The sequence below is a fragment of the Vibrio sp. RC2502 genome, assembly GCF_054850435.1.
This window is the reverse complement of the sequence record NZ_CM141453.1, coordinates 1,800,594-1,816,779: the sequence shown is the minus strand read 5'-3', so window position 1 is coordinate 1,816,779 and position 16,186 is coordinate 1,800,594. Positions and strand designations below refer to the sequence as shown.

Here is a 16,186-nt window from a genome sequence, read left to right as displayed (position 1 = left end):
AGGACACATAAATGTGTTCCGATGCTCAATGATTCTAATTGTGAAGAAAAATAGGAGAAGGCTGTTATGAGCATGTTACGATATAACCACACTAAAATTACTGACTCGCTTGCTAAGTATTCAGACGTATTTTTGCTAAAGATCTTAGCAGGAAAACAAGGCAGTAATGACTCTATGACTCCACCCAACTCTTTAAAAAACATTTATTATATGACGGCGGCATGGAAATATCATCCGTGATGATATGTGTACAGAGGAGAGTATTATCGAGGCACTTTCGCAATACCCTAGTGATCATATGATAATTTATAGCGTTAGTGGTGATCCATCTAAACTTCCTTTACACCATGCTGTCAGCTACGTGATCCATACAATGCGCCAACCAATATTGACTCCGACAGAAGAGAAAGAGTTCAAGGAGGTGCTGAAACTCGCAGGGAAGGCGAAGCCATTACCTAACAGTAACGCTACAAGCTAAATTTTGGTCCGTCTTGCTGTGAATGGTCAAACCATTTTAGAGTGATTCAAAACGCTTGGTAATTTAGGCTCAAATTGGCTTCTGTGTTTGAAGTATAATGTTTAAGGAAAAACGAATGAAATTTAAAATTACGGAAACGGTTTTTTCATATCCACAATCGTTGCTGGACGATTGGAAAAGTGGATGTAAAGATTGGATTCCTGAGTCCTTGTTTGTGCCTCAAGATGTACACAATCAACCAAACTACCACTTCGGAGAATACTATGCTCTAAAACAGTATTTAGAGCTAGGCTGGCATGGTACCGCATTTTATGCGTTGGGAGATTGGGAACCAAATAACCATAAATATAATCAAGGTCGAGCTATCGTAGCTAAGTACACTGACCCTATACGTTTGGCAATGTTCAAAGCTCTAAGGAAGGGATTAACGTCGGGAGAGCCAGACTTAATGCTTTACAAAGAGGATGGATCGGTTTTGTTTGTGGAAGTGAAAAAACAGTCGGATCGTATATCTAAATCACAGCTAATATGTATGGCTCAAATTAAGTCAATTTTAGGGTGTGATGTTGCAGTTGCATATTTGGCGGAAGATAACCAAGTTTATAAACCCAAGAGCTATGTCCTAGATATAATTGAGTTTCCGCATTCGTGGATAAAACGCAACTAACTGTTTGGTAGTTTCAGTTAAAATCAGCTTTAGCTTTAGCTTTATGGTTCAATGGAATGGGTTAGGTGGCCAGCGCTGTTCACCATGCTGATAAGTTATTTAAAAGCAGTGCAGACTAAACTTGGGTTTGTTCTTGGAAGATACGGAGCAAAAAGCCAGAGTATCGGTGTCACCTCTAGAAAAAGAGTACAAAATATGGTTGCGTAACGTCTCATTAAACCTGTTACTGGTTACGAATCAAGTGATTAATGTATTTGTTACATACTCAGTTTTGAACCATATTATGTATATTACTTAGTTAGTTTCTATACAATACGGTTAACGAAATATAAGGTTTTAACTGCAACATGAACTCGAATCTTAAAGATATTTTTGATAAAAGCCGTCAAGAACTCCTTGATATGGGTCTTAGAGGAAATACATTACTTAATGTCGGTAAGGGAGCCAAAATTCTAGACATTGTTGACGAAAAGTCTGAACAAGTGTTTAAGCATTTGGTTGAGGACTCAAAGACAATGTCATTTCTTCCAGCTCCCGATTCTCTAGAGAAAGAGGATAGCAATTCGATATCTTTAACTGATTTGACAGCTCATCTTGAAGAAACAAATGGTGATAAAAGGCACGCTGATAACGCTCTGCAAACTCAGTTATTTAGAAAATCACTTGATACTCGCCTACTAAAGCTGAGCACGGAAGCTACGACCTTTGTCCAAGAACAGGGTGTTGATCTACTTTATCTTGCTCTTGGTTTCGTTAAGTGGTTTGAAGATGATAATTCTGACAAACCGAGACATGCTCCCTTAGTACTTATCCCTGTTGAAATTTTCCGAGCTGATGCAGGTGACGCATATAAAATTCGCTACACAGAATCAGAACTAGGAACAAACCTTACCCTTGCCGCTAAGCTTAAAATGGAGTTCGGTATTGTCTTACCTGATTTTGAAGAAGGAGAAGAGGGTTATGATTTCCAAGGATACTTAAATTCAGTTGCGATTGCCATTTCAGGTGAACAGCGTTGGTCGGTAGAAAGCAATAAAATAGTATTAAGTTTCTTCTCTTTTGGTAAGTTTCAGATGTATCAGGACTTATCAGATGAAGTGTGGCCTGAAGGTAAAAAACCATCGGAAAATAGCTTAATTAAAAAGCTGTTTACGGAAGGTTTTGAACATGATGCAACTTTGCTCGATTCTACACCAATGGACGTTAACCGTGTGGAAGAAGTTCAACTGGTTTTAGATTCGGACTCGAGCCAAACAGAAGCCGTATTAGCTGCAAAGTCAGGGGCTAATCTTGTTATTCAAGGTCCTCCTGGTACAGGTAAATCACAAACTATCACAAACATCATCTCTCAGGCTTTAGCTGATAATAAAAAAGTGCTGTTTGTTGCTGAAAAAATGGCAGCACTTGATGTTGTTAAACGCCGACTAGATAACTGCCATATTGGTGATTCAGTATTAGAGTTACACTCCCACAAAGCTAACAAGAAATCAGTACTTTCTTCATTAGAAAGTACACTGATGCAGCATGCTCCTGTCACTCCAGAGAGAAGTGACGATATAGACCGCTTGGTGTCTCTTCGTAATAAGTTGGATGATTACTGTCTGTCGGTGAATGAAAGTATTGCCAATACCGAAGTGAGTTATCATGATGCTCTAGGTTATAGCTCACAGCTTGAGCGAATCGTTACTGACGCTTTAATCGACTTAGATGAACTACCAAGTACCAACTTTGATTTAAATGTCTGGGATAAGAGTTATTACTTATCTGCTCTGGCGAAGATAACTGAGACTGTTGACTATTTAAGTGAGCACGATGCGCCAAGCCTCAATCTGTTTTCATCAACAACCCTTAAAGATTATTCGCCGTCTGATGATAAGGTGGCTCAAAAGCTCGTCTCTGAATTAGAAGAAACACAGCAAGAAATTATTAACCAGGTTAAAGGCCTTCATACCTGCGCTGGTTATGTTTCACCTATCTATAATTACACAGACTGTATCTCGGTTTTAGAGGGGCTTTCTCTTATTGCAGATAGACCCGAGCTTGAAAGCGTTGATGTGAATTCTTCCGCTTGGGAGTCTAAAGGTGATGCGATACTCGAGTTCGCTCTTCAAGGTGCAACTCTACAAGATCAAAAGGCAGAGTTATCAGAATACTTTGTCGATAATGCTTTAGATTACGATTGGATGCCTGTCCGTGGCTCATTGCTAACGACTGGTCAGAAATGGTGGCGATTCTTATCAGGTGACTATCGAAGAGCGAAAAGTACTTATGCTGGTATGTGTAAGAATGGACTTGCTGGTGGTGCAAATGAATGGATTGAAAAAATTGATACCGTATTGGAATATCGCTCGACTCAAAAGCGCTTCATCGATTCTGCACAACTAGCAATAGATACTATCGGTAGTCATTTTACAAATGAGAGTACTGACTGGATCGCGATCTTAAAACCGCTTCAATGGGTTCACCAGTGCCATTCAGGAATTAAGTCTGGCTCACTCGATGCGAGTGCTGCACAGTACTTAGACCCTTCAAAGGAAATTGGATTTACCACAACAGAGCTTAACCATGTAAAAGAGTTAATCAGTAAGCGTGAAGGTGTGCTGAACGAATTAGCTTCATTACTTCAGCTAGATCTGACGAACTTTACTGACTGTTGTGACTCTTTATCTATTGATGATGTTGAGTTGTTGGGTAAAGATATTCAAAAATTCTACCCTCTAACTCGCTTTAACCGCTTAGGAGCTGAGTTAGACCGAATCGGACTTTCAAAATGGAAACAGGAGGCATTTACTTGGGCTAATGCGACAACACTTTTCCGTGACTGCTTCAAATATACGTTTTATCGCTCACTTGTTGAACATCAGTATGATTCAAGAGATGAAATCCGTTATTTCGATCGAGTTGAGCATGAAAAACAGATTGAGCAGTTCAGCTTCATAGACGGGCGGCTGTTCCACTTTGCTCAAGAGTCATTGGTTAAGCGGCTCTACGATAATTTGCCAAACCCATCAGCAAGAGGTGAAGTTGAAACTTTAAGACGTGAGTTCAATAAGAAGCGCCGTCAAATGCCAATCAGACGACTGCTTAATAAATCAGGTCGTGTGATCCAGCAGATCAAGCCCGTATTTATGATGAGTCCAATGTCGATAGCGACTTATTTAGAGCCAGGTGTGGTTGATTTCGATTTGGTAATCTTCGATGAAGCCTCACAGGTTAAAGTTGCTGATGCACTTGGGGCTATTATGCGTGGTAAGCAGGTTATCGTGGTTGGTGATACCAAGCAGATGCCGCCAACAAGTTTCTTCGGCAAACAATTAGTCTTAGATGATGAAGACGCAGAAGAAAGCCTCACTGCGGATATGGAAAGTATTCTGGGCATGTTCTTAGCGTCAGGTACACCAGAAAAGATGCTTAAATGGCATTACCGTAGTCGTCATGAGTCATTGATTGCAGTGTCTAACCAAGAGTTTTATGACAATAAGCTGATGATTTTCCCCTCATCGGGCATTAACCCTCATGCGAAAGGTTTGAGTTTTAACTACTTGCCGAATACTACATACGATCGTGGTGGCTCACGAAGTAACGTGGGAGAGGCGACAGAGGTTGCAGAAGCTGTAATTAAACATGCTAAGAAAACGCCAAATCAAACACTAGGTGTTGTTGCATTCAGTACAGCTCAGCGGGATGCAATCCTTTTGGAAGTTGAACGACTAAGAAAAGCGAACCCAGATCTTGAGGACTTCTTTGGAGAGCATGAGGCAGGGGAAGATTTCTTTGTTAAGAACCTTGAAAACGTGCAGGGTGACGAGCGTGACACCATCTATATCAGTATCGGCTATGGTAAGACGAACGAAGGTCGCTTGCCAATGAGTTTCGGTCCACTAAACAGTGATGGCGGTGAACGAAGACTCAACGTTCTTATCTCACGTGCTCGTATGTGCATGGAGGTATTCAGTAACTTCAAAGGTGATGAGATGCCAACGACTGAGGCATCTCCGTTTGGTGTTCGTGCGCTGAAGAACTTCTTACATTATGCTGAAACAGGTGATCTCGTTAAGCGAGAAGAGACAGGCAAAGCACCTGATTCACCTTTTGAAGAGGACGTTATTTCTTCAATTCACTCTCTAGGTTATCAAGTCCAACCGCAAGTAGGTTGTGCAGGTTTCTATATTGATATTGCAGTGAGAGATCCAAATAAACCTGGTCGCTATATGCTTGCGGTAGAGTGTGATGGCGCGACATACCATAGTTCAAAGAGCGCACGTGATAGAGATCGTATTCGTCAGAGTGTCCTTGAAGGACTTGGTTGGCGTTTTCACCGTATTTGGAGTACTGATTGGTTCCGCAACCATCATAAAGAAACGGAAAGGCTAAATGATGCTATCAAGTCAGCTATTGCTTATTATGAAGCCTATGATTCAGAGTCTATTGTTGAAAAGACTGTAAAATCAAAGCCAAAAGCGGCGATTGAAAGGGTGGAAGTTGAACATCAGGCATCTGCTGCCGTTTACCAAGTTTTCCCTACAGAGCAGTTATACCTTGGATATGGCGATACGATCCCAGAAGCAAGCACGACTGCCCTAGCAGAGGATATTCTCAAAGTTGTAGAGCTTGAATCTCCAATTCACGTCAAACATCTAACTATTCGTCTTTTGTCTGCGGTGGGTAGCTCTCGAAGTGGTGCTCGGATAAATCGCTCGGTTCTAGATGGTATCGGTTTACTCAATCGGCAAGGTAAAGTTGAATTAGACGGAGAATTCATTATTGCTAAAAGCCAAGGTGAAATTACGATTCGTAATCGAGTTGAACTCCCATCAAACGAGCGCAAGTATGATTTGATCTATGATGGTGAAATCGCAAAAGCCGCAATAGAGACTGTTAAGGATACTTTCTCTATATCTAGCGATGACCTAGTTAAGTCGATTACGGAAGTACTCGGTTTTTCTAGCACAAGTAAAGCGATGAAAGATAGAACAGAAACAATACTGTCTGAGCAAGTTCAATTAGGTCATTTGGAAATAAAAGGCGACACCTACCAAGTTGCTTAGTACGACCTTAGCCATATTCCACTGAGTCATTGCTCAGTGGAACCCTTTGACCGTGTTTCTTATGCATAACAGCATCTTATGTTCAGCAATAGACTATCGGATTCATATAGTATTTACGGTATACTGATGAAATGAAGACAAACTGAGCGAGCGCACGGAATGGTCACCAGTATCAACAAAGCCAAGTTATATGAAACCGATATTATAACTAAGTTCATTCTGCCTGCGTTTAAAGAGTTAGTGACACTAGGCGACCAACATAAAGCTCGCTTAAAAGAGTTTCAAGCTACTCAACTGTATCTAACTGAAGCTATTATTGAGCAGGTGGCGTAATTATGGCAATTGTCTTCAATCAACCTCAAACCATTGCGCAGTTGTTAGAGCATAAACTCACGATTCCTGAGTACCAACGCCCATACAAATGGCAGCCTAAGCACGTCAATCAACTGATTGATGACATTTTTAACCATCGTGCTAAGCCATGTTATCGGCTTGGTACGGTGGTACTGCATCAAGACAAAGGTTCAGAAAGTGAAAAAAAAGATGATGCTCTCAACATCGTTGATGGTCAGCAGCGCCTGCTCACTTTAACGCTACTTTGTACCATTCTTGATGGGGCAGATAAAAGCATTTCATCGACTCTTCTTGAGCATAAGTTTGAATCATCAGTCAGTATCGAAAACCTCAAGAATAATGCACAGATTATCTCTGAACGAGTAGCAGGTCTGCCTGCTACCGAAAAGCAGGAACTACTCAACTTTGTTCTTACCAAGTGTGAGCTTATCCAAGTTACGCTAGATGATCTGAGCGAAGCGTTCCAGTTCTTCGATTCGCAAAACGCTCGTGGTAAAACGCTTGCCCCTCATGACTTGCTAAAGGCTTACCACTTACGTGAAATGATGGACTCAACAGAGCAAACCGAACGTCTGCACCATGTAAGTTTGTGGGAACAGGGCGTTAACCCTGATGATGAGTCAGCAAACTTGCACACCATCTTGGGGGAATTCCTGTTCAGAATGCGTCGGTGGATTGACGGAGACTACGGCATTCAATTTAGTCGCCATAACATTGATGTGTTCAAAGGTATCAACCTAGACAGCGCTCAATACGCTTATGTCGATGCAATGCTTGCGCTTGATTATGCGATTGAAACCTTTAATGCCGATCCTGCGCGTAAATGGGATAAGCAAACCAAGGGCTATCCATTCCAAGTTGATCAAGTGATGATCAACGGAAAACGGTTCTTTGAGTACATTCAGCACTATATGACCATCCACTCAAGTTTGTTTGTGGGCAAGGATGCAACGCTCGCTTCATTTGTAGAGGAACACACTAAGTACAGTGGCAGCAACCGTAAAGGAGACAGCTATGTGCGAAATCTATTCCTGTGTGCGGTGATGTACTACTACGATAAGTTCGGTGATGTGGAATTAGATAAAGCAGCACAGATCTGCTATCGCTGGGCGTATTTCTTACGTCTTGATTTGCAACGTATTGGCATGGAGTCGGTAGACAATTACGCCAAAACTCGTAGCGGGCTGTTCAGAGCAATTAGAAAAGCCGTTCACCCTCAACAGGTGTTGAACTTTCAGCCTCCTAATATCAAAGAGCCTAAGTTCAATAACGCTAAGGACGTGCAGGTATCAATTGAATCAATGAAATCGGGAAGTGCAAATGAGTGATTCGAACCAAGTAGAGCAGTTATCAGTTAAAGATCTTTTCGATAGCAAAACTCAATACGTGATTCCTATCTATCAGCGTAACTACGCTTGGGGTGCGCCTGAGATTGAGCAGCTTATCCAAGATATTAGTGACGCCGCTGGGCTTATTACTCAATCAGATGAAGCTGCTACCGCCCAACAAGCTAAGTATTATCTGGGTAGCCTCGTTGTTTATCAGCGTACAACTCATTCACACCAACCTAATGTGGTATACGAAACCATTGATGGACAGCAAAGGCATACAACGCTTTCTATCTTATTGGCATATCTAAAACATCGAGAAGTACTGGATACCGACGAACTCGAAGGGCTAGATATTAATTTAACCTTTGATAGTCGCCCAAAATCATCCAGAGCCTTAAATGATATCTATACAGGTAAAACCAATGGCGAGTCAGAAGAACCTAACATCCATGCTGCCTTTAACATTATTCAGCGTTACTTCAAAACCAAAGGGTTAGACGCAGACGATAAAACTAAGCAGTTTTTCGATTACCTGTTAGAAAGCGTTACCATACTAAGAGTTGTTGTTCCACCGCAAACCGATCTTAACCACTACTTTGAGATCATGAACAACCGTGGTGAGCAGTTGGAAAAGCATGAAGTATTGAAAGCGAAGTTCATGGGTACGCTTTCTACTGATGAGGAAAGAAGCTGCTTTTCTACAATCTGGGATGCTTGCTCGAATATGAAGCGCTATACCCAGATGGGCTTTCAATCCGACTTGCGAAAAGAAGTATTCGGTGACGATTGGCAAACCATGCCACATAGCTTTGAAGCGATACAAGATAAGCATACGAGCAAGCAGCAAAAGCAAGATGTAATGACGCTACGAGAAATCATCGCCAACAAGACATCTAGCCCAAATGATGATGAGGAAGAGCGAGAGAAAGAAGAGCGCTTTGGCACTGTTATCGACTTCTCAAACTTCTTACTTCATGTTTTAAAACTTATGAAGACAGAAGAAAACGTTTCGTTAGATGACAAGAAGCTGATCGATGCATTTATTTCTAAAGACGATGGCTTGAGGGTTGGTGCCAAAGACTTTGTGTATCAACTGCTTAAGTACCGAATTATATTTGATAGCTACATAATTAAGCCAGACCAAAACGATGAGAAGCGTAAGTGGAGTTTGTTGAAACTGAATGCCTACACAAACAAAAAAAGCTTAAGCCCTGAGTATCCAAATGCCTTTAGTAGCGAGCAGAACGAAATGATTCGCATGATATTGGCAATGTTCCATGTGTCGAATCCAGCTTTAGTCTACAAACGCTGGCTAAATGACGCTTTAAGAGTATTGAACGACCTCACTACAGAAGACCGATTGGAAGTTGATGGCAGTACGTATTTAGCCGCACTTGAAAAGCAGAGTGACAAGTATTTTGATGAGATCTGCGATGGTTCTCAGCTTGAGTTTACAAAGAATAATGTAGGTGTGTTACATAAGGGGACTGGCGTACAAAACTTTGTTTTCAACCGTTTAGACTACCTATTGTGGAAGCGTCTATCAGACAATGAATCGTTTGATGGTATAGGTAAAAAAGAACTTGGAAAGCACTTTGAGGATTTCCAATTTTCATTCCGAACCTCTGTTGAACATTACTTCCCACAAACCGATCCATCGGGCGCAAGTAAGATGGAAGACGTTGATCGCTTTGGCAATCTTTGTCTTATTTCGCCAAGCAGTAACTCAAGGCTTAGTAATTACTCTCCGCAAGATAAGAAGACGTTCTATCAAGAGAACAATCGTGCAGAGAGCTTAAAGCAAGCAATTATGATGAGCTACCATAAGTGGGGGCCTGATGGAGTAGGGCGAAAAAATATCCTTAACCATGAAACTCATATGATCAAGACTCTTTGTAATCAGTAGTGTAATTTGTAAGAGCTAATCTTGAATTGAATACAGTTAAGCGGACTTCGTAACTGTGACTCGGTTCCGCTTCCATATAAGTTAATTCATGTTTTACTAAATTAAAAAAGATAACTCGAATTGCCCTTATTCCGTGCTGGCAACTAGGAAGGAATCCTTCGTAGTTGCTTAAATCACCTTTGCCCCAAAGTTTGCTACCTGTAAATTAATGCATTTAAACTCAGTTCAATGTTTGACCTACACTTACTAATGCGATTTTTACGTATGTAAGGGTATTCATAGGAATATATGAAGAAGGTGTTGCTACTTCTGGTCACCCTATCATTGCTCCCTTATGGGACGTTTGATGGTAACTACGAAGTCATTGACTATGAATCTAAGTATGTCGGTGACGTGGTTAAAATGAAGCGTCCGATGGGGTACTTATCAGGTTTAGGTGTATGTAATGATCTACCTAAATATGTTGCTATTAATTCAAGATGTCGCTTCTTGTATAACACTGAGTATGTACTAATTGAACTAACGAATGCATGTGCGGGTTGCCTTGATAAAGAGAGATTAGTTGCCCCATATCGTGTTCATTTTGAGAAAGATGTTGCACTAAAAGTAATCGATTCATTTATGATTCGGGTCGATGACTTTTTTTATAAACTTTTCTCTTCACCTCTTGAAATGCTGGTGTTAGAAGATGACACAGGTCGTCAACTTGAAATGTTAGAAATAATGTATGAAACAGTAGTTGTTCGAAGTGAACCTAGTCGTGAGGACGAATTAATTTTCCTAGACTATAAGCGTTACCATGAGCAAAAGAATATATTTACAAAACGATTTTGCTTTACTGATGGCTTATCTTCACCAGAGAAAATGATGACAAATGCTTATAAATTAGTAAATAACTTTGAGTTAACTGAGACCATCAAGATTTATACTCGAAGCGGTTGTGATAAGAACCAGAACCGCAAACATGGCTTCAAAATGGAAGCTAATAACTTTAATGACTATATTACGTTCAGGTATTACCTAGCTTCATGGGGAGTTTACGGGAAGTGGTATGATTATTAAGTCCTTACTCTAGTTTGTGTCATTTCACCAAAGCTAATCCTAACGAGATATGGTAGGACGGTAACCCTGTGAATCGTTTCTGCCCCATTTCAAGTTAGCGCGTACTCCATGAGTATCTCTAATATCAGAACATTGACCAAATCTTCGTAATGCGACAAAGTAACTTACGATCTACTTTCTAACCAATTAATAACTTCCTTAGACTCTACACGACAGGATAGTACCAGCGTGAATAAACTCTATATCATTGGCAATGGATTTGATTTGCACCATGGCTTGCCGACATCATTAACAGGCTTCCGAGACTATTCCAAACATAGTGAGTTCCACCGATTATATGAAAATGGTGTTTTTATGATGTCTGCTAACCAGACATTAGATGAGCACTGGCAACAGTTAGAGACAAATCTTGCCAATTTTGATGTCGATGCACTCATTGAATATGCTGGCCAATATTATGATGATGACCCTCATGAAAATCAGTTTATCTATGAAGTCGAAAATGCTATCGGTGCGCTTACAGTGGGGCTTAAAAAGGACTTAAATAGCTATTTGTCATTGGCTGAGAGTCGTACAGTTGAAGACGGCAAAGTATTGCCAATAGATACTAGTGCTCGCTTTCTATGTTTCAACTATACGAACACCCTTGAGCGGATTTATAACATATCTTCAGATCGTATCTGTTACATTCATGGCAAACTAAACAGCACTGACGCCCCAATTGTTGTTGGGCATGGTATAGAGGCTTCAGATTATAAAGCTCCGCCCTCAATTGACATATCAACCCTCGCAGAAGAAGTTGAGGCCTTTTCTGATTCTTACTCACCTGATTATGAATACGCAGTTAGTGAGGCTCATGGATACTTTAAAAAAAATCACAAGGACACTGCTGCTTGTGTCCAAGCATCTAGCACGTTCCTACAGTCTTTAGTAGATATTGAGAGAGTGGTAATCCTAGGTCATTCTCTAGCATTAATCGATAAACCTTACTTTGACTATGTAAACAAAATAGTTGGGTCGAACTGTCAATGGTGGGCGTCTTACTATCCAAGCTCCGAAGAAGAAGCAATACGTAGTCGACTTGAGGAGATTGTTGATGACGAAAACAGGATGAAATTGATAGAGATGTCCCTGTTGACTAAATAATTTGAAGCTATCAATTTTTCTAAAACTATTTAACGTGACGATATGCCCCATTGTGTTAGTTAGAGTTTAACCCATTCATTTATGTAGGTATTTTCAATACTACTACTTATGCGAGAAGGTAGCAGTAGTCTGTTCCATACACACATCAAATAGCAACTTTTACGTGTGTTTACTCATATAACTGCATAATAAAAAAGGATATAGGCGTAGTTCTGGGTTAGCATGTCTGAACAATCATCGGTTAATTGGTTTGGTCAAAAAATCATGTATTTATCAGAATTGAAGGCACAACATTTTAGACAGTTTAAAGATTTTTCTATGGCATTCAACAAGGGGTTAAATTTACTTGTAGGTGAAAATAATGCGGGTAAAAGCTCTGTTATCGATGCAATCCGACTTGTCCTTGATACAACTTCAGCCGAGTGGGTTAACCTGAAGAGTACTGACTTCCTAAATGGCAAAAATGAGTTACAAATTCAGTTAAAGTTTGAGGACTTATCCCTACGCGAGTCTGGCTTATTTTTAGAATATTTAACAAATGAAGAAGTAACCCCTGGAGTTGATAAATCTGTTCTATTCATAACTCTTTCAGCAAAAGTCGCCCCAAGCCCTTTCAAAAAATCTCAATTTATAAAGACCGAAATCCGTTCTGGTATCAATAATGATGGCCCTATAATTGAAAGAGACGTTCGTGAATACCTCGCTGCTACTTATTTAAAACCCCTACGTGATGCCGAAGCTGAACTCTCTGCTGGACGCTCGTCTAGGCTATCTCAAATTTTAGGAAGTAACGCCAGTTTAGCAGGGGACACGAGCGCCACTCAGCGTATTATTGAACTACTTACTGGTGCAAGTAAGGAAATTCAGTCAGATGCAGCAATCCAAACTGCGCAAGACAATATAGCTACCTTGCTGAACTCTTTAACATTCAAAGCGAATGTATTTACTCCAGTCTTAAGTTTATTAGGAAGCAAGGACTACGCAGACATGAGCGAATCAGAAAAATCATTCGCTCTTAAATCCATTTTAGAAAAACTAACCCTTGAACTCGATGCTTCAGGTATTAAGCACGGATTGGGTTATAGCAGTCTGTTATTTATGGCTACCGAGCTAATGCTAATAAAGCAAGAGGAAGAGCAATACCCTCTGTTGCTAGTAGAAGAGCCTGAAGCTCACCTTCACCCCCAGTTACAGTTGAAGTTTATTAATTATCTTCGGACTGAAAATAGCCAACTACAGTGCATTTTATCGACTCACAGTCCTGTACTTGCATCAAAAGCCCCTTTAGAGAGTTTAATCCTAATGCAAGAAGGCCAAGCTTTCCCTCTAAGAAAGGGATGCACCGCACTCGAAGACGAAGATTATGTTTTCCTTGAGAAATTTTTGGATTCCACAAAAGCAAATATGTTTTTTGCAAAAGGTGTATTGCTAGTTGAAGGGGTTGCAGAGGTAGTTTTAATCCCCAAAATAGCGGAATTACTTGGACGGCCTTTAGAAGACTATGGAGTGTCGCTAGTAAGCGTAAATGGCTTATCAAGGAAGCGCTACGCTAAGGCTTATCGATCCAGTCCTACCTCAGCAAATCCAAAACCACTACCTATCAAGGTAGCTTGTATCACGGATTTAGATTTGTGGCCAAATGAAGCCGAAGATACTGGTGATAACGATTATGGCTTTAAAACCAAAAAACAGCCAAAACCAAGTGGTAAAGGCGGAAACTTGAAGTATTGGCTTAATGAACTCACTCCTGCCGAAATAGATGAAAGAAAAGCTAAGAAGTCCGAGTTTGATGGAGAGCTAGTTAAAACGTTTATATCTAATGACTGGACGTTTGAGTTTTGTCTTGCAAAGTACGGACTGAGCGAAGAGCTATACCAAGCGATAAATAACAGCATGGATGGCTACGACGCACTAAATACTGATGCACAAATAAGAGCTGTCCAGCTGTATGGCGTTATCGAAGGTAAAGGAGATGGGAAAAGTGAAGTTAGTTATTCACTGGCTGAGATCCTATCTAAGTATAAAGACCGCCCTCTAGATCTAAAAGCAAAGTTACCATCCTATATTGTTGATGCTATTGAGTATGTAACGGAATCGTTTCCTACAGAAATGGAGCCGCTACAATAATGATCGATATTAATGATGCGGATATTAGCGCGGTCGAAGCAGAGTTAGGGGTGACGTTTGATGCTGCAAGAAAGCAGATAATCAAGACATTCAATGATGTGCAGGCTTGCCCTGGTAGTGGCAAGACAACAATGGTTGCAGCTAAGCTCCTTATAAATGCCAAAAAATGGAAACAATCGCATCAAGGAATATGTGTTTTAACTCATACCAATGTTGCAAAGGGTGAAATAATTGAGCGCCTTCAGCAGAGTATTGATGGTCAAAAACTATTATCCCATCCTCACTTTATTGGTACAATTCAAGAGTTTGTAAATAGATTCCTCGCAATACCATATCTACGTTCAAAAGGCTTTACCGTAACCCAAGTTGACGATGAGATATGTTGTACTAAGGGTTGGTCTCTTTTGTCTAGAGGGACAAAGAACTTCCTGAGACAACGACATATTTCATCATTGCAAGATCTTCAATATAAATTCATAGATGACGAAGTTAAACTATCAGTACCTGGCTTTACAAGGGCATCCACATCGTCAAGCTATCAGGATTTAAAGTCAGCAAAAAGAACGTTGGTGACTGATGGTTACTTCTATTACCATGAAATGTATGCGTTTGCTAAGAAGTATATTCTAAAGAATTCATCGATTAAAGGCGCACTTAGATCTCGCTTCCCTGCTGTATTTATTGATGAAATGCAAGATACTCAAAGATTCCAAGATGAATTGCTAAACGATATATTCCAACATGAGACTGTAAGCTTCCAAAGATTTGGTGACCCTGACCAAGCTATTTATAGTGGTGGGGAAGAGGGGAATCAAACTTACAATCAAGTTGCCTTAGAGAAAGTCGAAGACAGTCACCGCTTTAACAATTCAATTGCGCTGCTGGCAAAAAATTTAAGTTACAACCGTATCAACCTGAACTCAGATACAGCGGCACCAGAACAAGCCTTACATACAATTTTTTTGGTTGATGAGAACTCACGAAGTAACGTTTTCGATAGGTTTGCAGAATTGTGTTCGCAAGCAATCCCCGAAGACTGTAAAAGACCAATTAAAACGGTTGGTGCAGTTGGTGTTAGAAAGGATGATGGATTAACCATTTGCAACTATCTCGACTCATTTGATAAGAGCAACTCAACAAATGCGTTTAAACCAAGCAAACTTATTCATTACTTTTATGAAGGGAGTCGCTTAAAAGGTGAACATCAAGCATATCGTCTAATTCTTGACGGGATGGTTAGATGCGGTCGAATATCTAATTCCAAACTATCACACCAAGATGGTACTCAGTCTGGGTACTCAACCACATATATACGTAAATATTTAAGAGAATCGGGTTTAATTATCAATTTCAATGTCCTGATTAAGTCATTGATTGAAAATGACATAACAGAGGATATATGGAACGAATCAGTGACTACTCTATTAAGTTATTTGAACTTGCATAACTTGACTCAAATTCAAGAGTTTGTCTGTTTTGAAGGTAATAGGCCTCACGCAGCTACTGTTAACAATGTCAGCGCTAACAAGGTTTATACAGAAGTTTCAGGGAGAACAATCGAAAATGAAGTGGCAACAATTCATGCAGTTAAAGGTGAAACACATGCAGCCACGCTAGTCTTGGAAACAAAATTCCGTTCAAATGATTTAAAATCATTAATTGACTATATTCTAGCCGAAAACACTACGAAACCGACAGCCGCTACAAAAATCAAGTTCATGAAGCAGTTATATGTCGCCTTCTCAAGGCCTGAGCACTTGCTTTGTTTAGCTATGGATAAATCAGGGTTTCCTACAGAGCACCTTGGGAAGCAGGATTATGCAGGCTGGAAAATTTGTGACCTTACAATGATGTAAATTTTTCTTGAAAAGTCGATGAGATATTTTGTTCTTGGATTTTGGATTACTTTTCCTAATCCTAGGCGGAAGAGTTAGATATTTGTAACTAACATGTTTGTGTCCAGTTGTGAGCTACAATACCAGCAGATTGATTTGTACGATCTAGCCATAACTTTTCAGAGTTAATATGACGATCAGATGTCTAATTGTATTCCCATGCATGGGAATG

The 16,186-nt window shown here is 40.2% G+C and carries 9 protein-coding genes; all 9 read left to right on the top strand.

Annotated features, from left to right (window positions below):
- Positions 1-593: 593 nt before the first annotated feature.
- The 9 genes from ACYJZR_RS08585 (at position 594) to ACYJZR_RS08545 (ending at position 15,975) form a co-directional block, all read left to right on the top strand.
- Complete coding sequence (locus ACYJZR_RS08585) at positions 594-1,145, top strand: VRR-NUC domain-containing protein (RefSeq protein ID WP_029809396.1); 552 nt, start codon at positions 594-596, stop codon at positions 1,143-1,145.
- A gap of 347 nt (positions 1,146-1,492) precedes the next feature.
- Positions 1,493-6,193 (top strand): DUF3320 domain-containing protein, encoded by a 4,701-nt coding sequence (locus ACYJZR_RS08580; RefSeq protein WP_461715808.1) that lies wholly within the window; start codon positions 1,493-1,495, stop codon positions 6,191-6,193.
- A gap of 159 nt (positions 6,194-6,352) precedes the next feature.
- Positions 6,353-6,526: a hypothetical protein gene (locus ACYJZR_RS08575; RefSeq protein WP_332224238.1), complete on the top strand. Its 174-nt coding sequence runs from the start codon at positions 6,353-6,355 to the stop codon at positions 6,524-6,526.
- Positions 6,527-6,528: 2 nt separating this feature from the next.
- The gene (locus tag ACYJZR_RS08570) at positions 6,529-7,875 is read left to right on the top strand and encodes a DUF262 domain-containing protein (RefSeq protein WP_461715807.1); all 1,347 of its coding nucleotides are present in this window, start codon (positions 6,529-6,531) and stop codon (positions 7,873-7,875) included.
- Positions 7,868-9,784 (top strand): DUF262 domain-containing HNH endonuclease family protein, encoded by a 1,917-nt coding sequence (locus tag ACYJZR_RS08565; protein ID WP_042780541.1) that lies wholly within the window; start codon positions 7,868-7,870, stop codon positions 9,782-9,784. The genes ACYJZR_RS08570 and ACYJZR_RS08565 overlap by 8 nt, the downstream gene beginning before the upstream one ends.
- 288 nt (positions 9,785-10,072) lie before the next feature.
- Positions 10,073-10,846, top strand: coding sequence for a hypothetical protein (locus ACYJZR_RS08560; protein ID WP_042780542.1), 774 nt, complete (start codon positions 10,073-10,075; stop codon positions 10,844-10,846).
- Between the two features lie 228 nt (positions 10,847-11,074).
- On the top strand, positions 11,075-11,992 hold the full coding sequence (locus ACYJZR_RS08555) for a bacteriophage abortive infection AbiH family protein (protein WP_461715806.1): 918 nt from the start codon (positions 11,075-11,077) through the stop codon (positions 11,990-11,992).
- A gap of 222 nt (positions 11,993-12,214) precedes the next feature.
- Complete coding sequence (locus tag ACYJZR_RS08550) at positions 12,215-14,119, top strand: AAA family ATPase (RefSeq protein ID WP_332224237.1); 1,905 nt, start codon at positions 12,215-12,217, stop codon at positions 14,117-14,119.
- Positions 14,119-15,975: a UvrD-helicase domain-containing protein gene (locus ACYJZR_RS08545; RefSeq protein ID WP_461715805.1), complete on the top strand. Its 1,857-nt coding sequence runs from the start codon at positions 14,119-14,121 to the stop codon at positions 15,973-15,975. Before ACYJZR_RS08550 ends, ACYJZR_RS08545 begins: the two co-directional genes overlap by 1 nt.
- The last annotated feature ends 211 nt before the right edge of the window (positions 15,976-16,186 follow it).